The organism is Ruegeria sp. C10 (assembly GCF_056537805.1).
The window spans coordinates 412180-431313 of record NZ_JBQFSC010000003.1; the positions used below are offsets into that span (position 1 = coordinate 412180).

21 protein-coding genes and 1 tRNA gene are annotated in these 19134 nt (G+C 55.9%); 15 read left to right on the forward strand and 7 right to left on the reverse strand.

Translation table 11 applies throughout. The features are described from left to right. Positions 1–205 precede the first annotated feature (205 nt). Positions 206–1105: a LysR family transcriptional regulator gene (locus ACR0DE_RS15950; protein WP_480737016.1), complete on the reverse strand. Its 900-nt coding sequence runs from the start codon at positions 1103–1105 to the stop codon at positions 206–208. Positions 1106–1262: 157 nt separating this feature from the next. On the opposite strand from ACR0DE_RS15950, the gene ACR0DE_RS15955 reads away from it, so the two are divergent. Continuing rightward, positions 1263–2837: an arylsulfatase gene (locus ACR0DE_RS15955; protein WP_480754197.1), complete on the forward strand. Its 1575-nt coding sequence runs from the start codon at positions 1263–1265 to the stop codon at positions 2835–2837. Between the two features lie 93 nt (positions 2838–2930). Here ACR0DE_RS15955 and ACR0DE_RS15960 read toward each other — a convergent pair whose 3' ends face one another. After that, positions 2931–3680 (reverse strand): SDR family oxidoreductase, encoded by a 750-nt coding sequence (locus tag ACR0DE_RS15960; protein WP_170395947.1) that lies wholly within the window; start codon positions 3678–3680, stop codon positions 2931–2933. A 118-nt stretch (positions 3681–3798) separates the two neighbouring features. Between ACR0DE_RS15960 and ACR0DE_RS15965 the strand changes: the two genes are divergently transcribed. From ACR0DE_RS15965 to ACR0DE_RS15980, 4 genes are all read left to right on the forward strand, one after another. Further along, positions 3799–4677, forward strand: a complete 879-nt coding sequence (locus tag ACR0DE_RS15965; protein WP_480754199.1) for a LysR substrate-binding domain-containing protein — start codon at positions 3799–3801, stop codon at positions 4675–4677. A gap of 236 nt (positions 4678–4913) precedes the next feature. Continuing rightward, positions 4914–6488, forward strand: coding sequence for a lysine--tRNA ligase (locus ACR0DE_RS15970; protein ID WP_480754201.1), 1575 nt, complete (start codon positions 4914–4916; stop codon positions 6486–6488). A gap of 48 nt (positions 6489–6536) precedes the next feature. Further along, complete coding sequence (locus ACR0DE_RS15975; protein WP_480754203.1) at positions 6537–6938, forward strand: DUF4864 domain-containing protein; 402 nt, start codon at positions 6537–6539, stop codon at positions 6936–6938. Between the two features lie 136 nt (positions 6939–7074). Continuing rightward, positions 7075–9360, forward strand: a complete 2286-nt coding sequence (locus ACR0DE_RS15980) for a glycosyl hydrolase family 28-related protein (RefSeq protein ID WP_480754205.1) — start codon at positions 7075–7077, stop codon at positions 9358–9360. Positions 9361–9398: 38 nt separating this feature from the next. Here ACR0DE_RS15980 and ACR0DE_RS15985 read toward each other — a convergent pair whose 3' ends face one another. Further along, on the reverse strand, positions 9399–10061 hold the full coding sequence (locus ACR0DE_RS15985) for a hypothetical protein (protein ID WP_170408267.1): 663 nt from the start codon (positions 10059–10061) through the stop codon (positions 9399–9401). Positions 10062–10216: 155 nt separating this feature from the next. Here ACR0DE_RS15985 and ACR0DE_RS15990 point away from each other — a divergent pair, with 155 nt between their 5' ends. From ACR0DE_RS15990 to ACR0DE_RS16010, 5 genes are all read left to right on the forward strand, one after another. Then, on the forward strand, positions 10217–10543 hold the full coding sequence (locus ACR0DE_RS15990) for an antibiotic biosynthesis monooxygenase family protein (RefSeq protein ID WP_170395957.1): 327 nt from the start codon (positions 10217–10219) through the stop codon (positions 10541–10543). A gap of 65 nt (positions 10544–10608) precedes the next feature. Beyond that, positions 10609–11016 (forward strand): universal stress protein, encoded by a 408-nt coding sequence (locus ACR0DE_RS15995; RefSeq protein ID WP_480754207.1) that lies wholly within the window; start codon positions 10609–10611, stop codon positions 11014–11016. Between the two features lie 72 nt (positions 11017–11088). Further along, the gene (locus ACR0DE_RS16000) at positions 11089–11532 is read left to right on the forward strand and encodes an excalibur calcium-binding domain-containing protein (protein WP_480459914.1); all 444 of its coding nucleotides are present in this window, start codon (positions 11089–11091) and stop codon (positions 11530–11532) included. A 33-nt stretch (positions 11533–11565) separates the two neighbouring features. Next, a complete protein-coding gene (locus ACR0DE_RS16005; RefSeq protein WP_480754210.1) occupies positions 11566–11781 on the forward strand; it encodes a hypothetical protein in 216 nt (71 codons plus the stop codon). A 148-nt stretch (positions 11782–11929) separates the two neighbouring features. Beyond that, the gene (locus ACR0DE_RS16010) at positions 11930–12283 is read left to right on the forward strand and encodes an MmcQ/YjbR family DNA-binding protein (protein WP_170423840.1); all 354 of its coding nucleotides are present in this window, start codon (positions 11930–11932) and stop codon (positions 12281–12283) included. A 5-nt stretch (positions 12284–12288) separates the two neighbouring features. Here the strand turns inward: ACR0DE_RS16010 and ACR0DE_RS16015 are convergent, their stop codons facing one another. Then, complete coding sequence (locus ACR0DE_RS16015; protein ID WP_480754212.1) at positions 12289–12996, reverse strand: ORF6N domain-containing protein; 708 nt, start codon at positions 12994–12996, stop codon at positions 12289–12291. Between the two features lie 214 nt (positions 12997–13210). Between ACR0DE_RS16015 and ACR0DE_RS16020 the strand changes: the two genes are divergently transcribed. Further along, positions 13211–13288 (forward strand) — tRNA-Arg (locus ACR0DE_RS16020). A gap of 102 nt (positions 13289–13390) precedes the next feature. Here the strand turns inward: ACR0DE_RS16020 and ACR0DE_RS16025 are convergent. Continuing rightward, the gene (locus ACR0DE_RS16025) at positions 13391–13873 is read right to left on the reverse strand and encodes a GNAT family N-acetyltransferase (protein ID WP_170408263.1); all 483 of its coding nucleotides are present in this window, start codon (positions 13871–13873) and stop codon (positions 13391–13393) included. Positions 13874–13886: 13 nt separating this feature from the next. Continuing rightward, positions 13887–14198 (reverse strand): ETC complex I subunit, encoded by a 312-nt coding sequence (locus tag ACR0DE_RS16030; protein WP_170395965.1) that lies wholly within the window; start codon positions 14196–14198, stop codon positions 13887–13889. A 153-nt stretch (positions 14199–14351) separates the two neighbouring features. On the opposite strand from ACR0DE_RS16030, the gene ACR0DE_RS16035 reads away from it, so the two are divergent. The 3 genes from ACR0DE_RS16035 to ACR0DE_RS16045 all read left to right on the forward strand — a co-directional run bounded on the left by ACR0DE_RS16035 (position 14352) and on the right by ACR0DE_RS16045 (position 17985). Next, on the forward strand, positions 14352–14822 hold the full coding sequence (locus tag ACR0DE_RS16035; RefSeq protein WP_480754213.1) for an SRPBCC family protein: 471 nt from the start codon (positions 14352–14354) through the stop codon (positions 14820–14822). Between the two features lie 77 nt (positions 14823–14899). Next, positions 14900–17086, forward strand: coding sequence for an excinuclease ABC subunit UvrB (gene uvrB / locus ACR0DE_RS16040; protein WP_480754215.1), 2187 nt, complete (start codon positions 14900–14902; stop codon positions 17084–17086). A 32-nt stretch (positions 17087–17118) separates the two neighbouring features. Continuing rightward, positions 17119–17985 (forward strand): hypothetical protein, encoded by an 867-nt coding sequence (locus ACR0DE_RS16045; RefSeq protein WP_170612987.1) that lies wholly within the window; start codon positions 17119–17121, stop codon positions 17983–17985. Positions 17986–18079: 94 nt separating this feature from the next. Here the strand turns inward: ACR0DE_RS16045 and ACR0DE_RS16050 are convergent, their stop codons facing one another. After that, positions 18080–18322: a TFIIB-type zinc ribbon-containing protein gene (locus tag ACR0DE_RS16050; protein WP_170408258.1), complete on the reverse strand. Its 243-nt coding sequence runs from the start codon at positions 18320–18322 to the stop codon at positions 18080–18082. A gap of 440 nt (positions 18323–18762) precedes the next feature. Here ACR0DE_RS16050 and ACR0DE_RS16055 point away from each other — a divergent pair, with 440 nt between their 5' ends. Beyond that, entirely contained in the window at positions 18763–19098 is a 336-nt protein-coding gene (locus ACR0DE_RS16055; protein ID WP_170514092.1) for a hypothetical protein, read from the forward strand. The last annotated feature ends 36 nt before the right edge of the window (positions 19099–19134 follow it).

The window sequence follows — 19134 nt, forward strand, 5'->3', positions numbered from 1 at the left end:
GTAAACGTCCGTTGAGAGCTTACACCTGCCGTCGACCAGGCTTCTATTCTTTGCATGTGCTGCGCGTCGCGAACCAAGCATTTCGGACTTTCACCGCCAGCATTCCAAAGCAGAACTTCGCCAAGTTAATTGGCCATACGGAAACGACCAGGCACTAGCTAAGATGCGTTTCAGTTGGGCGTCTTTCTATGCCTTGCACCGCCGGTCATGCCCGATATTTAGCAAGCTCACTCCAGAATAATTCTACAGCATCCGAAGTGTTCTGTGACTTACGCGCTGCGCAGATGTTCCACGTAAGGTTCTGTGCCATAGACACGGGTTTCACCGTCTTTGCATGGATCAGATCCGCAAATGTGTCCGCCATCCCTCCCACGATGTAGTCCGGTTCTGCCAACAATCCGGTCAGGAGGTTGTAGTCGTCGCATTCGATATGCGGCTGTGCATTCACCTTTTCGACGGCTTCAGCACCGCCACCAAGTGCTTTTGTCAAAGCGGCTTTCCAGTGTTTGTGGAGATGCGGAGATGCAAAGGGAAAATCGAATATGCCTGCCATCGTTTGCGGGCCACGCTGATGAATCTTATGGTCGCGATGTGCCACAAACTGGATTTGTTGTTTCTCCATCACCATAATCTCGACGTTGTCAGCTTCGGGTGTGTAGGTCAGGTCACCGAGGAACATGTCGAACTTTCCCGCCTGCAACAAATCAAGCGGTCGTGCGTAGGCGCTTACCAGAATTCGGAAACGAAGATCAGGCATCACTTGCCGCACTGATCGCAGGGCGGGCAGGATCAGGGTTCTCGTGGTCAGAGGCCCACAACCGATCAGCAAAGTGCCCGGCCCGGTTTCGCGCAAAGCGGCCACGCGCGTTGCATACTGGTTCAGGTCTTCGCGCAGCGCCTGGGCGATTGGCAAGAACTCCTGCCCTGCGCGTGTCAGAGTGCTGTTGTTTCGGCTTCGATGAAACAAAACAAGCCCCGTATAGTCCTCGGCCTGCCCGACATAGCGGGACAATGATGCGTTGGACACACCCATCGCACGGGCAGCATTTTGGAAACTGCCGATTTCAGCCAATGTAAGAAAAGCGGTCAAAGAGTTTTCGTTCATCATGCCGTCAAACACATTTCAGGTTTTGCTCTTTAGATTTCACAATATGAAATTCCGGTAAAGCTCTGTTGCGACGCGAAAGTTTCGACCGCTATCCCTGATCGGACTTTCGATATTCCCTTCACCGGTATCGTCTTCTACGTTCGCAGAGGTAAAAATGTTCATTTTTCGATCTATTGTGGTTTCCGCCACGCTGGCTACAGCTTCGGTCTGTGCCCTGCCAGTTTTGGCCGAAACCGACCAGCCCAATATCCTTGTCATCATGGCCGACGATGTCGGCTGGGCCAGTCTGGGCAGCTATCATCAGGGTGTGAAAAGTATCAAAACCCCCAACCTTGACCAGCTTGCTGCGGATGGTATGCGCCTTACGGATTACTATGCTCAGCCAAGCTGCACCGCCGGGCGATCTGCCTTTATCACCGGACAATTGCCAGTTCGGACGGGGATGCACACAGTCGGGCTGCCCGGAGATCCGGAAAAAGGTCTGAATGAAAAAGACCCTACTCTGGCCAACATCCTTAAATCTCTAGGCTACACCACCGGGCAATTTGGCAAAAATCACTTGGGCGATATGAACAAGTTTCTGCCAACTGTGAAAGGTTTCGATGAATATTGGGGCTGGCTTTACCACCTGAATGCGATGGAATACACCTCTGACCCCGATTGGCCCAAAGATCAGAAATTCAACGACACATTTGGCCCACGGAACATCATCCACGCCTATGCCACGGATACAATTGATGAAACTGTAGATCCTCGCTGGGGCCTGGTTGGAAAGCAGCGTATAATCGACGATGGCCCGGCTCCGCCCGATCGGCAAAAAACGCTCGACGATGAGGTGACGGCCCATACTCTGGACTTCATCAACCGCGCGGTCGATAGCGACACGCCCTTCTTTGTCTGGATGGCCCCGGCCCGAGCACATGTCTGGACACATCTGAGCCCCGAATACGAGGCAATGCTGGGCGACGGGCGCGGTTTGCAGGATGTCGTAATGAAAGAGCTTGACGACAACGTGGGCAAGGTCATGGCCCGTCTGGACGAACTTGGCATCTCGGACAACACTATTGTAGTCTTCACCTCGGATAACGGCCCCGAAACCATGACTTGGCCTGACGGTGGAACAACACCGTTCCGAGGCGAAAAAGGTACGACATGGGAAGGCGGCTTCCGCGTTCCTGCTATCATTCGCTGGCCCGGAAGAGTTTCCGCCGGGACCGTAAGCAACGGAATTTTTGCTGGTCTTGACTGGATGCCTACCCTCGTCGCCGCCGCCGGAGGACCTGACGATCTGCCTGGATCACTACTGAAGGGCTATGAGGGCTATCAGGTGCATCTGGATGGTTACAACCAACTGCCTTTCCTGACTGGTAAAGGTGAGAGCAACCGGGACGAGATTATCTACTATGAAGGTCCGGACCTGCAAGCGGTACGCCATGGTGATTGGAAAGCACATTTCACGATACAAACCGAAGGATGGGCAGGTCCAAAAGAGGAACTGAACGCGCCCCTGCTGTTCAACCTGCGCCGCGATCCCTATGAGAAGGCAGCTGAGGAATCGGGGATGTATACCCGTTGGATGGGCAACAAAATGTGGGCCTTTGGCCCTGCTGCCAAAATCGTCCAAAACCACCTGTCTACCTTCAAGGACTATCCTCCGCGGGGGCCGGACATAACCAACCAGGGCCATGTCGAAGAGCAGATATCGACCGAAGGTGGGATGTCGCAGTAGAAATCAAACCTCGGGGGGCATCACCTGTTGCCTCCCGATCTGTGTCAAGGATTTCATCGAGGGCCGCGAAAATCACGCTTCACCGCCTTTTTGCTATCGCACTGCCCGGTTCATCCCGCCGTCGGACAGTATACTCTGACCGTTGATATACCGGGCTGCATCGCTGGCGAGAAACACGCAAGCCTGCCCAATTTCTTCGAACGTTGCGGGCCGCTGAGCGGGGATTTCCCGGCGTGCCTGTTCGGACAGGTTCACGTTTTCGCAGAACCCCGGCAGCAGGTTGTTCATGCGAATGTTGTGCCGTGCATATCGGTCCCCGTAAAGCTTTGAGAAACTATGCAATGCTCCACGCAGCATGCTCATGGGATAGGGCGCACGTGGCTCGATTGTGTTCATGGATGAGATATTTACGAATGCACCGCCGCCTTGTTCGATCAGAATGGGCGTGACGATACGGGCGATCTTGACGACATTTAGCACATACATGTCCAGACTTTCGTGCCATAACTCGTCGCTGAGTTCCAATAGCGGTCCGTCAAAGTCAGGATCGAAACCGACGGTTTTGATGGCTTCAGGCACCGTTCCACCGTGACCCATATTACTGACGATTGCATCAATCCGTCCATATTTGCTCATGGTGTCGTCGACCATCGCTTGCAAATCATCGACATCTAATACAGAGCCGCGACGGCCAATGCCCTCAAGTTCCTCCGCCAATTCAACCGAGCGGTTGGACGGAGACATAAGCGAAACCTTATAGCCGGCTTTCGCCATTTCAATGGCACAACCCCGGCCAATTCCCTGTCCTGTACCTGTCATCAAAGCAACTTTGGTATCGGGCATGGTATGTCCTTTCTTTGGGCGCACAGTGTGTGAGGTTTATTGATCTGTGGTCAGTGTAACTGCCGGAAACAAAGCAGACCTATCGAGTTTTTGGGGCAATGCTGTTAGGTTTTCTCACATGCCGGAGAACCTTAGACATCTACGTGCCCTTCAGGCCTTTGATGAAACCGCAACCCACTCCAGCCTGACCAAGGCAGCGGATGTTCTGAACGTCACCCACGGGGCGATCAGTCGGCAAATTAAGCTGCTGGAACTGCATCTTGGCGTAACGCTTTTTCATCGCCGCCCAAATGGGGTTGAACTGACCAGTGCCGGGGAGCTTCTGCATCAATCGACGCGCGGGGCATTTTCGGCGTTGCAACTGGGCGTGATGGAGGTGAAGCGGCTGCATCACCGCCAGTCGATTACGGTGTCGTTGTCAACATCGCTGGCGCTTAAATGGCTTGTCCCGTTGCTCAGTTCATTTCAGCAAGAACATCCGAGTATCGCGTTGCTGCTGGACACAAATGATCGATTTGCGGATTTTGATGCGTCTGAGGTCGATGTCGCCCTGCGGTTCGGGGAACCCGGTTGGGACGGGCTCTATCATGAGCAGATAAGACAAGAGGACCTGATTGTTGTAGCAGCGCCATCCCTTGTTGGTAAAACCCGACTGCCGATGCCCGCCGAGAATGTGGCTGATCTTCCACTCTTGCATGATGCCTACAACGTCGGGTGGGAAAGCTGGGCTGCGCAGGTCGGGCTGGGCGCTGACCGGATCAATTCGCAGAGCATCAAGTACGTGGACAGCGCGGTTCTGTTGGAGGCTGCGATTGACGGGCAAGGTGTAGCGTTGGCAAGACATCTCTTGGCGGAGAGGGATTTGGAACTTGGTCGCTTGATCCGCCTCGATGAAAGCCGGGTTCCATTGGATCGGGGGCTCTATTTCGTCTGCCGCCCCGGCGATCAGGAACGGGTCACCGTGAGAATTTTCAGGAAATGGCTTATGTCGATTTAATCTTTTGCCTTGCTTGCAAATCCGCGAGAGCGATCAACAGACTACGTTTTTCAGAATGCCGCAATGCCCCGTGCTGCGGACACTTGTAACCAAGACCAGATATGGATTGTACGCCGTTCATGCGCATAGAGGCATGAAAATCACCACCCTTTATTGACTCATACTGCACCTGCACAATAACAGGGGCCGGTCCGGGCGCATGGGGTGTCTGGCACGTTTCCCGATGGAGTATCCAAATGTCTGACCTGCGTGAAACCGCGATGACGTCCAAGGCGTGGCCGTTTGAAGAGGCGCGGCGGTTGCTCAAACGGTATAAGCAGGGCGCTCCGGAGAAGGGATATGTGCTGTTTGAGACGGGTTATGGCCCCTCGGGTCTGCCGCATATCGGGACCTTTGGTGAGGTGGCGCGGACCACGATGGTCAAGCGCGCGTTTGAGGCGCTGTCGGATATCCCGACCAAGCTGATCTGTTTCTCTGACGATCTGGATGGGATGCGGAAAGTTCCCAGCAATGTGCCGAACCCCGAGGCGCTGCAGGATTATCTGCAATGTCCGCTGACCTCGGTGCCGGACCCGTTTGGTGAATATGACAGCTTTGGTGAGCATAACAATGCGATGCTGCGCCGGTTCCTCGATACTTTCGGGTTCGAGTATGAGTTCTATTCGGCTCGCGAGTTTTACCGCTCGGGCCAGTTCGACGAGATCCTGAAGCGCGCCGTTGAGAAGTATGACGACGTGATGGCCATCATGCTGAAAAGCCTGCGCGAAGAACGTCAGCAGACCTACTCGATCTTCCTGCCGATCCATCCCGAGACCGGGCGGGTTCTGTATGTGCCGATGAAGAAGGTTTGCGCCGATACCTACACTGTCACCTTCGATGACGAGGATGGCAAGGAATGGACGCTGCCCGTGACTGGCGGCAATGTGAAGCTGCAGTGGAAGCCTGATTTTGGCGCGCGCTGGGCCGCTTTGGGCGTTGATTTCGAAATGTATGGCAAGGAACATGCCACCAACGAGAAGATCTATGACGCGATCTGCCGGGCTTTGGGAGGTCGTGCGCCTGAGCATTTCTCGTATGAACTGTTCCTCGATGAGAACGGCCAGAAGATTTCGAAGTCGTCGGGCAATGGTGTTTCGATCGATGAATGGCTGACCTATGCGCCCACCGAGTCGCTGGCCTATTTCATGTATCAAAAGCCCAAGACCGCGAAGCGGATGCATTTCGATGTGATCCCAAAGGCGTATGATGAATATCATCAACAGTTGCGGGCCTATCCGGGACAGGACCTGAAGGCTCAGCTGAATAATCCCGTCTGGCATATCCATGGTGGCGACGTTCCGGAATCCACCCTGATGGTTCCGTTTGCGATGCTGTTGAACCTGGCGTCCGTGTCTGGGGCCGAGGACAAGGAGGCGCTGTGGGGCTTTATCCGCCGTTATGCGCCCGAGGCCACTGCCGAGACCCATCCCGATCTGGATCAGGCGGCGGGCTTTGCAGTGAGGTACTTCAACGATTTCGTCAAGCCGACGCGCCAGCATCGCGCGCCGACGGATCAGGAGCATGAGGCGCTGGAAGCATTGAGGGCGGCCTTGGAAGCCTATGACGGGCCGATGGAAGACGAGGCACTGCAATCGGTGGTCTATTCCATCGGGCGTGAGCGGTTCGATCCGATGCGCGGCTGGTTCACGGCACTTTACGAAGTGCTGTTGGGGGCGTCGCAAGGGCCTCGGTTTGGTGGGTTCATCGCGCTTTATGGCGTGCCAGAGACGATTGCTCTGATCGACAAGGCGCTGGCCGGGGAATTGGTCTGATTTGACCTGATCCAGTGTGGGGCTACCCTTGCATCAGGAGGTGGCCCCATGCGTCGACTATTGCTTGCTGTATCCCTGAGTGCCGGACTGGCAACCGGAGCTTTTGCTCAGAGTGACGAGATTGAGGCCAATATCTCGGCGCAGATTCAGGCCTTCAAGGCGGATGACTTTGCCACCGCCTTCACCTTTGCTAGCCCCAATATCCAGCGGCTGTTCGGCGATCCCGAGAATTTCGGGATCATGGTGCGCCGCGGCTATCCTATGGTCTGGCGGCCTGCGGATGTGAGGTTTCTGGAGCTGCGCGAAATTAGCGGAGCCCTGTGGCAGAAGGTCATGATCACTGATGGTGACGGACGGGTGCATCTGCTGGACTACCAGATGATCCGGCAGGAAAACGGCTGGAAGATCAACGGTGTACAGTTGCTGGGCAACTCCGACCCGGCGGCCTGAGGCAACACCACCGTCACGGTGGTAAGAGCCGCGATTAATCCCTTTTCGATACTCAGACCCATGCGCTTGGGCTCAGGGCCCGGGCGGTTTCGGGTTTTGGCGCGCGTGCTTGGCGCGATTGGGAAAGGGATTTTACATGAACAAGGCAATCACCGACGGCATCGTGTTCATGCCGCCCGCCTATGCGGCTGGTCTTGGGGTCTGGTCCAGTGGCGACGGCACGCCGGGCTCTCCGACCTATGAGGGGTCGGGCACGGGGGTGTTCGTTCCGGCGGATGCGGATTTCGCTGGCTGTCTGGAAATTTATAAGACGGCAGAACCGCAGCGACTGCGGTATATGGGGCAAACGCCTTTGTTGCCGGGCTGCTATCTGCAGATCAAGGCGCGGGTGAAGGCGATCAGCGGGCCGCTGCCCGAGGTGCGGATCGCCGGCTGGGCCGGAGGAGCCGGAGATGCGCACGTGGACGGATTGGCCGAGCAGGGTCCGGCGGTGCAGCTGACCGGCTATGGCACCGTGCATGAGGTGACGGCCATCGTGGGCACGGGCCTGCGCCCCGGCGTGGATATGCCCTGGGGCAATGCGGCGCTTTATGGCCATTTTGGATTAGATATCGAAGGCACCAACGGTGCGGTGGTGCGGGTGGATGATATCGAGATCGAGGATGTGACCTCGGTCTTCCTGCGCGATTTGATTGGTCTGGTCGACGTGCGCGATTTCGGCGCTGTGGGTGACGGGGTCACCGATGACTCGGCAGCGTTTGAGGCGGCGGATCAGGCAGCGAATGGGCGCAAGGTTTATATTCCGCAAGGTGAGTTCCGGCTGGAAGAGAACACTAACATGGCGTCCGAGGTCGCGTTTGACGGCACCGTCACGATGCCGGTCGACAAGATGCTGCTGCTGACCAAGAATTTCGATCTGCCCACCTATATCACCGCCTTTGGTGATGAAATGCTGGCGTTTAAAAAGGCGTTTCAGGCGTTGCTGAACAGCTCGGACCATGAATCGCTGGATCTGGGCGGGCGCAAGATCGCGGTGACCGAGCCCATCGATATGGCGGCAGCGGTGCCGAACCGGACGGGTTATGCCACCCGTCGAGTGGTGCGCAACGGGCAGTTTGATGTGAAAAGCAGCTCGAATTGGGATACCGAAACCTTCACCTCGGTTGCGACCTACAGCCCGTCTGATCCTGATACGCTGACCAACGTGGCCAATGTGGCGAATATACCGGTGGGGTCGCTGGTCACCGGCAGCGGGGTCGGGCGTGAGGTTTATGTGCGGTCGAAAAACGAAAGCACCGGTGAAATCACGCTGAGCGCGCCGACCTATGATGCTGCGGGGACGCAGACCTTTACCTTCACGTCGTTCAAATATCTGCTAGATTTCAGCGGTTTCAGTGCGCTGCAGAAGTTCAACATGGAAGGGATCGAGTTCCAGTGTAACGGTCGGTGCAGCGCGATCCGGCTGTCTCCGGGCGGGAACACTTTTGTACTGAAAGACTGTTTCATCAGTCGCCCGAAGGACCGGGGTATCACATCAATCGGGCGCGGATGTCAGGGGATGCTGATCGATGGCTGTCAGTTCCTATCGACCGAGGAAAGTCTGGACGTGCCGGACCGAAGCTCAATCGCGCTGAACGCCAATGCCAACGACGTCAAGCTGCGCCACAACCGGGCCACGCGGTTCCATCATTTCGCGGTGCTGAGCGGCGACAACAATCTGGTGCTGGGCAACCACTTCTTCCAGGGCGACAACGTCGCGAACGGGGTGCGCAACGCTGGGTTGGTGATCATCGGCGGCTATAACAGTTCGTCCATCGCCGAGAACTATGTCGATAACTGTTTTATCGAATGGACCAACGAGCACGATGCCAACCCGGATTACTTCACCAGCTTCTCGTTCAGCGCGCTGAGCATCACTGATAACATCTTTTATGCCAGCGATGTTGCCCCCTGGTTCAGCTATCTGGTGATCCGCCCCCATGGCACAGGGCATTTCCTGAACGGGCTGACCGTGACCGGCAACAAGTTCCGCGTCAACAACGTGCGGATTGACCGAGTGGACCGGGTCGATACCAGTTTTGCCGATCTCGACCCGGAAAGGCACAAGAGGGTGTGTTTCGAGAACAATACGTTCCACGGCATCGATACGCCTTGCGCCAATCCATTGCGGCTGCAGCACACGCAAAGCTCACCGTCATCAGCCTGGACCGTCAGTTCGCAGGGCCAATTGCCGTTCGGGGGCAGGGCGCGCGGGTGTGATGCGGTTGTTGCCCTGGGAAGCCTCAGGACATCGTTGAATGCGGTGCGCTATACCGCGCCATATGTCGAGTTGCGACAGGGATCGGGCCAGAGCGATATCCGCCTGCGCTGGTCCGAAGGCTTGCGTGGTGCGGTTTCGACCATTCTGCGGATTGATACCTGATTGATGTGGTGGGCCGCCTGAATGTAGGCGGCCCATCTTTAATAGCTGCGCCACAATCCAAATTTGATCCCGATGTTATCATCAGCCGAATTGCGCTCGGCACCCAGAATCCAGGTGAGTCTGCCCGTCTTTGGGCGATACATCAGCGAAGGTCGCACCCTCCAGTACCATGGTCGGTCCGAAACATAAGAAGTTTCGATCTGCAGGAGCGGGTCAAACCGTCGACCCGAGGACAGACCGGCCGTGAAATCCAATTTGCGGATCACTGCCTCATGGGTGCGGTTTTCGAGCGCTGCGTCGACATTGATCCATCCGCCTCCCAATCCGGTTTGAATGCTTTTGCCGTAGGAAAGTGTTGCTTTGTACATTGCCCAACTACTGTACTGGCGATGGTGCGCGCCAACGCCGAACTCGGCCGCCAGACGCCCTGCTGACCCCATGTCTGCAACCGGCACGCGTGCAAAGACCAGCGCGTGCCCATACAAATCCTGATGCTCCTCGGCATCCAGTCCGATCGTGAGTTTCGGCCGCAATCCCCACTCGGTATAAAGCGAGGATTTGTACTTGTAGACGTCTTCCTCTTTGAAAGCGGTCACAGATAACGCGGTGAAGCTTGACCCCTTCTCGCGGAGCCACGCACCGGACCATGCCGGAGTGCACACCATAAAAAGCAGCGGAATGACGAGAACCAGACGAGCCATGGGGGCAGCATCGGCAGACATGGTTAACGGATGGTTAGTTTCTTGTTCATCTTTGAGAAAGATTTTTTGATCCAAAAACATTGTCTATGTGCAGGAAAAGGGTGGCGTTTTCAAAAGCTGTGCTAGGCTCGGGTCAGCTATAAAGGAGGAGCCTTATGCCGCAGATTTCCAAAACCAACAGCTATCAGACTGTCATCACCACCTTCGAGATGACCCCCGGAACCTGCCAGGACCTTCTTGAGGCGCTGACCGATGCTTATGCCGAGTTCATTTCGAAACAGCCGGGTTTCATTTCAGCCGGATTGCATGTGAATGATGCCCAGACGCGGATTGCCAATTATTCACAATGGGAGCGCCGCGAGGATTTCCTGGCGATGTTGCGCACACCGGAGATGCGAGAGCGGAATCGCAGGGTTAACGAGCTGTGCAAGAGCTTTGAACCGGTGATGTACGATGTCGCCGAGACATTCGGTGAGACCTGATCTGAGTCAATGCACGGCCGCCACCGGTCGCGCAGTATAGCGGCACAACTACGGAGGCGCGAGCCATGTATCATAACATTCTTGTTCCCATTTCCTTTGATGCCGAACGGGACAGCTCGGCAGCGTTGAAGATGGCAGAGCTACTGTCGACGCCCGAGGCTGCGGTTACGCTGCTGCATGTGGTAGAGCACATTCCGGATTATGCGATCTCGTACATGCCCGCCGAGTATCTGTCCGAAGCGCGCAAGGCCATCCAGACCGAGCTTGATGCTCTGGCGGCGCGCGTCCCGAATGCGAAGGGGCTGGTGGTTGAAGGCCATTCCGGGCGAACGATTCTGGACTGGGCCGAAGTGAATAAGCCTGACCTGATAATCCTGGCTTCGCACCGCCCGGGGATGCAGGACCTGCTGTTGGGTTCAACCGCGACCCATGTGGTGCGCCACGCCAAATGTGCCGTGCATGTGGTGCGATAAAGTCGAGCTTTTTCCAAGCCGACCCCGATTGCGGCCATGGCTTTGCCACATACCGCGTGTAAGACCTATGGCATGACAACCGGGAAACCAACGAAAGACACCGATCCGAACCCTCGTCTTACACGGCGGCAACGGCGGGCAGACGCGTTGCGCAGGCAGGCTCTGTCTCCGGTGCGTATTCTACTGATGGTGCTGGCCTTGCCCTTAACCACAGGAATGATCGCAATCGGTGTCTACCTGCGCGTTTCAGACTACGAACGTCATGAAGCGGTGATCCATCTGGTGGCGCTGGCTGGGTGTGATGCTGTGGAGATGCTGGGTTTCGGGCCTTTTCGCGAAGGAAGGCCCGGATACCATAAGCGCAATGATCCCGATGGCGATGGTGTCGCCTGTGGCTCGTTTGCCTTGCAGAAACCACGCAATGTCGCGATGCCGGGAGATATCCAAGCCAATCCCCGGAATCTTCAGACCCCGAAACAGCGCACTGTCGGAACGGCAAAATTTTTGAAGCCTTGAATCGGAGGGGGGCGAAATCTTGAGAAGATTTCGGTGCGCTTTCTTTTCAAGAAAGCGTTGCGTGGCTCAGGTGAGCCAACGCACGGGCGCGCGGTTGCAGAAGATTACGATCTGGCCCGAGTTTTCCACCACTTGATAACCACGACGATTGATTTCGGCCATAAAACGCTCCATCCCGGCAAAGCGCTCTATATCGCGCGCCTTGCGACGGATTACGCCACCTTGCTGCACCGCCTTGGAGGCGAATAGATCACTGAGCCAGACCTCAGGCGAGAGGGGAGAATTACAGTTATACATCGCCTATGATTTGGCGCAGCTAGGTTAATGCCGGGTAAAGAAAGTTGCGCCCGCAAAGCGGGTCTTGCCTTGTCCTGACCAGAGCGCCACAGTCGCCGCGATGACTCGTGATGAATTCAATGCCTTTTGCTCGGACCTCAAAGCCACCAGCCATGTCGTGCAGTGGGGCAACGCAGATGTCTGGAAAGTAGGCGGCAAAGTCTTTGCCATCTGTGGTTGGAACGACGGAAAGGATGCGTTTACCTTCAAGGCTACCGATCTTGCCTTTGAGGTCCTCGGAGATGAGCCAGGTATCCGCCCAGCGCCCTATCTGGCATCGCGAGGTATGAAATGGCTGCAGGTTTACGATGAACGTGGCATGAGCGACGCGTCGCTGCGAGATCATATTGTAATCTCATACGATCTGGTCGTAGCTAAGCTGACCAGAAAGGCGCGGGCAGAGCTGGGCCTTTAAGGCGGTCAGTCTTTCATGGCGTGCAGCAGCTCAAGCAGTTTTTTCCGGTCATCATCGTCGGCATAGTCTCCGCTGGCCAGCCGTTCGGCGATGCTCAGGCGCAGACGGTCATGTTGTGTGCGAACCTCTTCGCCCGCCGTTTCCGCGAGGGTCTTCATGATCACTGCCACCGCCTGCTGCCGTTTGGTGGTGGGATTGGCGATGTAGTCCACAAGGCTTTGCTGTCCGGAATCAAGGATGTTTTCGGCCAGATCACGCAGTTGATCCCCATTTGGAAGCAACGGCGTAGGGGCATCTTGCGGTGGCAGAATCTCAGGCGGGTTGCGCGGGGTTTCCGCGAGCGCATTGGTGCCGTCAACAAAGGCTTCGGTGATCATCCGCGTGATCCTGATCGCGCGCGGATCTTTAAACAAAGTCGAGGCAATAGCTACGCCGTAGTCGGTATAGACCCACGGATTGACCCGTCGGCCACCGCGGCCTTCGGGTTTTGAGATCACTTTCTGTGATTGCAAATCCGCGACCTCTGCGTCGGAAAGCTGAAAGCGGTAGCCTTCGAACAGATCCTTATTGCGCGAGACGGCCTGATTGAAGGCGCTGACGGATTTCCCGTAAAACTGCGCCAGATCTTCTGCCAGAACCACGCGTACACCGCGCACCCGATGAATGGCGTTTTGGACCTCTTGAGGGCTGGGCAGGTTTTCCGGGTTCGTCATCATATCCGTTTGGAATCACAATTTGTGATTTCAAACGTGACGCAGGGAGCGCTGGGCTGCAAGTTTGAACTGCAGGTAGGTTCGATGTCTCTTGCCGAGAGGTCTGCCAGATTCGGCCAATACCCTGATGGAAATAACCTTTTTGAAAGAACAAGCTTGCCCTCTATCAAGTTGACAATCCTAATGGATTGACTGATACAAACGGAACAAGACCGGGCCGTTAGCTCAGCTGGATTAGAGCAGGGAACTTCTAATTCTCAGGTCGGGGGTTCGAGTCCTCCACGGCTCGCCATTTTTTCAGATGTTTTTCGAAACGGGGCAAGGGTACGGCCCTTATATCTGAATTCAAAGCGGTCGGTCAGACTGCACCAAGCGGGTGCATTCAGCTTTTCCCTCAGCGTTTTGGGCTGGACGTAAGGTCCAACCGCATAAACGCGCTGTTTGGATCGGCGTCATAGCCGTAGATCGGACCGCAATAGGAATATCCCAATGTTTCATATAGCTTGCGTGCTGCGTCATATTCCGAGAGATGATTTGCGCCAGTTTCCAGGACAAGTGCGGAAACGCCCTCGGCTCGGGCCAGATCGGCAAGATGGTTCATGATCACACGCGCCAATCCTCGGCCGCGCGCAGCAGCAACCACGTGCACCGATTTAACTTCGGCAGTGCCATCCGGCAGCGCCTTAAGCGCACCACAACCCAAGGGTTTACCCGCCTCATAAATAGCCCAAAAGCGAATGCCCGGCTCGCGCAGGGCATCAATGTCCAGCGTATGATTTGAGGTTTGCGGTGTCGCGTCCCAGCTATGGGCGAGATGCGCTTGAATGATCGGGCGCAGATCCTTGGCGCCGGGGTCTGCTTGGCGGATGTCGATCATTCACTGGGCCTTGTCAGTGGGTCCAGGGAGCGCGCCGGTCAGTGGCGAAATTCTCACCATAGCCGCGCGCCCGCAGGTTCGGTTTGCGCTTGTGCGGCTCGCATACCTGCGCGTCGATACCGTTGTCTTTGGCATAGTCCAGCGCCTCTTCCTTGGTATCGAACTTCAGACGCACCTGCGTTTGGGTGTCATTGGACGATGTCCAGCCCATCAGCGGATCGACCTCACGCGCAGAAGCCGGGGCGTATTCCAGAACCCATTTGCGGGTTTTGGCCATCCCCGAGGTCATCGCGTTTCGCGAAGGCTGGTAAATCCGTGCGCGCATGTCGCCTCTCCGTACTCACTTGGTGGGCTTGTTTATGCGTCAGAGCGCGCGCCGGGACAAGATGACAATTGTCGCGGGTCGCATGGACTGCCTAATGACAGGTATTGTCATTAGTTCGGGGTAGAAAATGCGCAGACTTATAAGGACAGCAGGATGCTTCACCAAGAACGCCACCTCGACATCAACGCCCGACCCAATGAGATTTGGGCCATCCTCCGCCGCTTTATGCATATCGATGAGTTTGCCCCGCAGGTGACATCGGTTGATGCTTTGACTGCCGGATCGGATGGTGTTGGGTCACAGCGCCGGTGTCACTTCGCGAACGGCACATCATTGGTCGAAGAGGTGACGGATTGGCAGGTTGACCGCGGCTACACCGTGCGGTTGTCGCAGATGGCGATGCCTCTGCGCGAAGCAAAGGCGGCGATTGCCATCACACCGCTGTCCGACACGCGCAGCCGTGTTATCTGGAGTATGGATTTTCGTATGAAATATGGACCGTTGGGCTGGCTAATGGGACAAACCCTGTTGAAGATGATGATGGGCCGCGTGCTGGCCGAGAACCTGTCGGCCTTGGCGGCGAAGGTTCAAACGCACCGCGAAGCCCAACCCCGGACCGCTTAGCTGAAAATGAATCCAGATCAGCCCTTGCAGATGGACAAAATAAGAACAAATGTAGGGGCCTGACCCGGAGCCCGCCCATGCCTTATGCCCATTCCGACAAGACTCAACTGACCGCAGACGACGTGCGCGCGCGTCTGAAACTGGAGGGCGGCAAGCAGTTCGTCATGCACACCGAGTTCGCACCGGCTGGCGACCAGCCGACGGCGATTAAAGAGCTGGCAGGTGGTGTGAATGATGGTGAGCGAGATCAGGTCCTGCTGGGTGCGACCGGGACGGGCAAGACCTTCACCATGGCCAAGGTGATTGAAGAAACGCAGCGGCCTGCGATCATCCTGGCGCCAAATAAGACGCTGGCAGCGCAGCTGTACGGGGAATTCAAGGGCTTCTTCCCAGAGAACTCGGTCGAGTATTTCGTTTCCTATTACGACTATTACCAGCCAGAAGCCTATGTGCCGCGGTCGGACACGTACATCGAGAAAGAATCGCAGATCAACGAACAGATCGACCGGATGCGCCACTCGGCCACGCGGGCGCTGCTGGAACGCGATGACGTGATCATCGTCGCCTCGGTCTCGTGCATCTACGGTATCGGTTCGGTCGAGACCTATGGAGCGATGACACAGGATCTGAAGGTGGGTCATGAGTATGACCAGAGGCAGGTGATGGCTGATCTGGTTGCCCAACAGTACCGCCGCAACGATCAGGCTTTCCAGCGCGGGTCCTTCCGGGTGCGTGGCGATTCCCTGGAAATCTGGCCGACCCACCTTGAGGACCGTGCTTGGAAATTCTCGTTCTTCGGCGAGGAACTGGAAACCATCACCGAGTTCGACCCGCTGACCGGCGAACGCGCGGCAACGATGGAGCAGGTGCGGGTCTATGCGAATTCGCACTACGTCACGCCGAAGCCAACGATGAATCAAGCGATCATTGGGATCAAAAAGGAACTCCGCATCCGGTTGGATCAGCTGGTTGGCGAGGGCAAGCTGCTGGAAGCTCAAAGGCTGGAACAGCGTACGAACTTCGATCTGGAAATGCTCGAGGCCACCGGCGTCTGCAACGGGATCGAGAACTACTCGCGCTACCTCACGGGTCGCGCGCCTGGTGAACCGCCGCCAACCCTGTTCGAATTCATTCCGGACAACGCGATTGTCTTCGCCGACGAGTCCCATGTCAGCGTCCCGCAGATCGGCGGCATGTACCGTGGCGACTATCGGCGCAAGTTCACGCTGGCGGAACACGGGTTCCGCCTGCCATCCTGCATGGACAATCGCCCGCTGAAGTTCGAGGAATGGGACGCCATGCGCCCGCAATCCGTCTTTGTCTCGGCCACCCCGGCGAAGTGGGAGATCGAACAGACCGGCGGTGTCTTCACCGAACAAGTGATCCGCCCCACGGGTCTACTGGACCCAGAGGTTGAAATCCGCCCGGTGTCGATGCAGGTGGACGACCTGCTGGACGAGGTGCGCAAGGTGGCCGCCAACGGATTCCGCACGCTGGTGACAACGCTGACCAAACGCATGGCCGAGGACCTGACCGAATACCTGCACGAACAGGGCATCAAAGTGCGCTACATGCACTCGGACATCGACACGCTGGAACGCATCGAAATCTTGCGCGACCTGCGGCTTGGCGCATTCGACGTGCTGGTCGGCATCAACCTGCTGCGCGAAGGGCTCGACATCCCAGAATGCGGGCTGGTCGCCATTCTGGACGCGGATAAAGAGGGTTTCCTGCGCTCGGAAACCTCACTGATCCAGACCATCGGTCGCGCCGCGCGCAACGCCGATGGGCGGGTGATCATGTATGCCGACAAGATCACCGGCTCGATGGAGCGCGCCTTGGGCGAGACCAACCGCCGCCGCGCCAAGCAGCTGGCCTATAATCAGGAACATGGCATCACCCCGGAAACGGTGAAAAAGAATGTCGAGGACGTTCTGGCCGGTCTCTACGAAGGCGATGTCGACATGAACCGCGTCACCGCCACCATCGACAAACCGATGCACGGCGCGAATCTCGAGGCGCATCTGGACGGTCTGCGCGAGAAGATGCGCAAAGCCGCCGAGAACCTCGAATTCGAAGAGGCCGCCAATATCCGGGATGAGATCAAACGTCTGGAAGCGGTCGATCTGGCCGTCGCCGACGACCCCATGGCGCGCCAATGGGCGGTCGAGAAAGCCTCGGAAGACGCGGTGAAATCGCGCGGGCGGTCAACGGCTGGCAGGCCGGGGCAGCGGGGTGGGAATGTGAAGAGACGGAAGCGGTGAAGAATTTGCTCCACTAATATTTAGGAAAAGGTATGAAGTTAGATATACTTAACGAGATCAACCTCAAGAACGAGAAATGTGTTAGCGAAAAACAGATCGCAGAACTGATAAAGAAGTCACCGGGGTGTCTCGGGCTAGGTGAATTGGATTTGGTCGGCGTAGAAGTACCGCAGGTTGGTGGCGGCTTTCTAGATCTTCTTCTTCAGGATGGTGAACCGACTCGTTACTGCGTGGAAGTTCAACTTGGCAAAACTGATCCTTCTCACATTATTCGAGCAATAGAGTATTGGGATTTGCAGCGTTCGCGTTACAAAGGGATCGATCACGTTTGCGTGTTGATTGCAGAAGAAATCACTGGACGCTTCTTCAACGTTATCACACTGCTAGGAAACTCAGTGCCGATAGTTGCAATTAAGCTTTCGGCCACAAAAAACGATCTCGGATTGAGTATCATGTTCTCTAAAATCTTGGATACCCGGCAAGAGTATTATGGAGGCGATAAGGAACTCGACGAGTACGTTGAGGTAGATCGCTCATATTGGGTTGAGCGCGCATCCTCAGCGTCGATTGGTGTTGTCGAACGGATTTTCACTTTAATGAAAGATCAGATATCTAACTCTGAGCTAAATTTTGCCAAACATTATATTGGACCAAAAATCGAAGGTCGTTCGAGAAATTTTTGTGTCTTTCATCCTAGAAAATCGACGATGGTTCTTGAGGTTAAATTACCTCTGGAAGCAGAGATTTTGGCGTCAATCGAAGAATCTAAGTGTGATTATCTTGGCTACAACCAAAGGTATGGGACCTATAAATTCAGTTTGAAGTCCGATGATGAAGGGCTGAATGATCAGTTTCTCGTAGGGCTGATCTGCAAAGCTCACGATCAAATGATGAACTGATTTTTGTAGCAAGCGTAGGATGGGTGCTCACACCCATCTCACCCGTGACTATACAACAACCGATAAAACCCTCTCAGATCACGGTGCCAACGTCTTAGAAGTCAAACAGCTCATCCAGAAAGCCGCCGCGTTTCTTCTTTTTACGGTATCCGTGATCAGATCGGTCATCATAACCCCGCTGCGGCGGTGGCGGCGGCGTATGGTCGGCAGAGCGATCGATGATTTTGTCCAGCTCTCCACGGTCCAGCCACACGCCACGACATTGCGGACAATAATCAATCTCGACCCCGCTCCGCTCGGTGATTACCAGCTGAGTTCCATCAATCGGACATTGCATCAGACGCTCTCCTTTTTCTGTCCTGAACAGATGGGAGCGCGCGCAGGGATTTTCACCCCACTGCGACCGCACGTCCCGCTATGGGCAAAGCTATAGGGCAGAGTTGGCCCGGTCCCGCGCTGCCCCCTTCAGCATTGGAATTCACAAATTGAGGTTCCAAATGGTTGCCATGGCGAACCCTAAGAAATTTCTCAGCAGCTGATGGGTGCAAAGACCGATTGTCTCTGTCTTCGAGCCCTCAATGCTGGGTTGGATACTCCCCAAAACGCGATGGAAATGCGCTTGGGGCTCACCTCAAAACGCAGGCGAAACCCAAACGTGAATTGGTCTAACGAGATGCGTGCTACGAGACCGCAGAACGACCCGAGTTTGGACAAAATTCCGCCCAAAATCGTCAATAGCCGCCACAGTGCAACAGATCGAATACAGATTGGAAATCAATGAAAAAGGCAGCTCTTCTTCTTGCCCTATTGCCAGCAGCCGCAGTTGCTGAGGAGCGGGTGTTTGAATGTGAGGCACCGGATGCGGAACACCCGGAAATGGCCGCTCGGCTTGTGAAGTATGATGGCCAGCAAAAGGGCCACATTACGATCGGGGACATCGACAAGGATGTGGATGTGTTTCCCGGCCTCGACACCCTGACCTATCTGTATGTCGGTGAGGATTACACGCTGAATTATAACGTTCACCCTGAGAAGGGCACGTTCGACTACTCTGCCTCGGGCAGCAAGTCAGGATGGGGCAAGGGAACGTGCGTAGAGACCACGGGCCAATAATGGCGTTCGAATAGAATGGTTTAAGGCGCGGTCGAG

Excerpts from the sequence above, each read along its gene's own strand:
- ACR0DE_RS15950 (WP_480737016.1), bottom strand. The coding sequence starts at position 1,105 with ATGAACGAAAACTCTTTGACCGCTTTTCTTACATTGGCTGAAATCGGC.
- ACR0DE_RS15955 (WP_480754197.1), top strand. The coding sequence starts at position 1,263 with ATGTTCATTTTTCGATCTATTGTGGTTTCCGCCACGCTGGCTACAGCT.
- ACR0DE_RS15960 (WP_170395947.1), bottom strand. The coding sequence starts at position 3,680 with ATGCCCGATACCAAAGTTGCTTTGATGACAGGTACAGGACAGGGAATT.
- ACR0DE_RS15965 (WP_480754199.1), top strand. The coding sequence starts at position 3,799 with ATGCCGGAGAACCTTAGACATCTACGTGCCCTTCAGGCCTTTGATGAA.
- ACR0DE_RS15970 (WP_480754201.1), top strand. The coding sequence starts at position 4,914 with ATGTCTGACCTGCGTGAAACCGCGATGACGTCCAAGGCGTGGCCGTTT.
- ACR0DE_RS15975 (WP_480754203.1), top strand. The coding sequence starts at position 6,537 with ATGCGTCGACTATTGCTTGCTGTATCCCTGAGTGCCGGACTGGCAACC.
- ACR0DE_RS15980 (WP_480754205.1), top strand. The coding sequence starts at position 7,075 with ATGAACAAGGCAATCACCGACGGCATCGTGTTCATGCCGCCCGCCTAT.
- ACR0DE_RS15985 (WP_170408267.1), bottom strand. The coding sequence starts at position 10,061 with ATGGCTCGTCTGGTTCTCGTCATTCCGCTGCTTTTTATGGTGTGCACT.
- ACR0DE_RS15990 (WP_170395957.1), top strand. The coding sequence starts at position 10,217 with ATGCCGCAGATTTCCAAAACCAACAGCTATCAGACTGTCATCACCACC.
- ACR0DE_RS15995 (WP_480754207.1), top strand. The coding sequence starts at position 10,609 with ATGTATCATAACATTCTTGTTCCCATTTCCTTTGATGCCGAACGGGAC.
- ACR0DE_RS16000 (WP_480459914.1), top strand. The coding sequence starts at position 11,089 with ATGACAACCGGGAAACCAACGAAAGACACCGATCCGAACCCTCGTCTT.
- ACR0DE_RS16010 (WP_170423840.1), top strand. The coding sequence starts at position 11,930 with ATGACTCGTGATGAATTCAATGCCTTTTGCTCGGACCTCAAAGCCACC.
- ACR0DE_RS16015 (WP_480754212.1), bottom strand. The coding sequence starts at position 12,996 with ATGACGAACCCGGAAAACCTGCCCAGCCCTCAAGAGGTCCAAAACGCC.
- ACR0DE_RS16025 (WP_170408263.1), bottom strand. The coding sequence starts at position 13,873 with ATGATCGACATCCGCCAAGCAGACCCCGGCGCCAAGGATCTGCGCCCG.
- ACR0DE_RS16030 (WP_170395965.1), bottom strand. The coding sequence starts at position 14,198 with ATGCGCGCACGGATTTACCAGCCTTCGCGAAACGCGATGACCTCGGGG.
- ACR0DE_RS16035 (WP_480754213.1), top strand. The coding sequence starts at position 14,352 with ATGCTTCACCAAGAACGCCACCTCGACATCAACGCCCGACCCAATGAG.
- uvrB (WP_480754215.1), top strand. The coding sequence starts at position 14,900 with ATGCCTTATGCCCATTCCGACAAGACTCAACTGACCGCAGACGACGTG.
- ACR0DE_RS16045 (WP_170612987.1), top strand. The coding sequence starts at position 17,119 with ATGAAGTTAGATATACTTAACGAGATCAACCTCAAGAACGAGAAATGT.
- ACR0DE_RS16050 (WP_170408258.1), bottom strand. The coding sequence starts at position 18,322 with ATGCAATGTCCGATTGATGGAACTCAGCTGGTAATCACCGAGCGGAGC.
- ACR0DE_RS16055 (WP_170514092.1), top strand. The coding sequence starts at position 18,763 with ATGAAAAAGGCAGCTCTTCTTCTTGCCCTATTGCCAGCAGCCGCAGTT.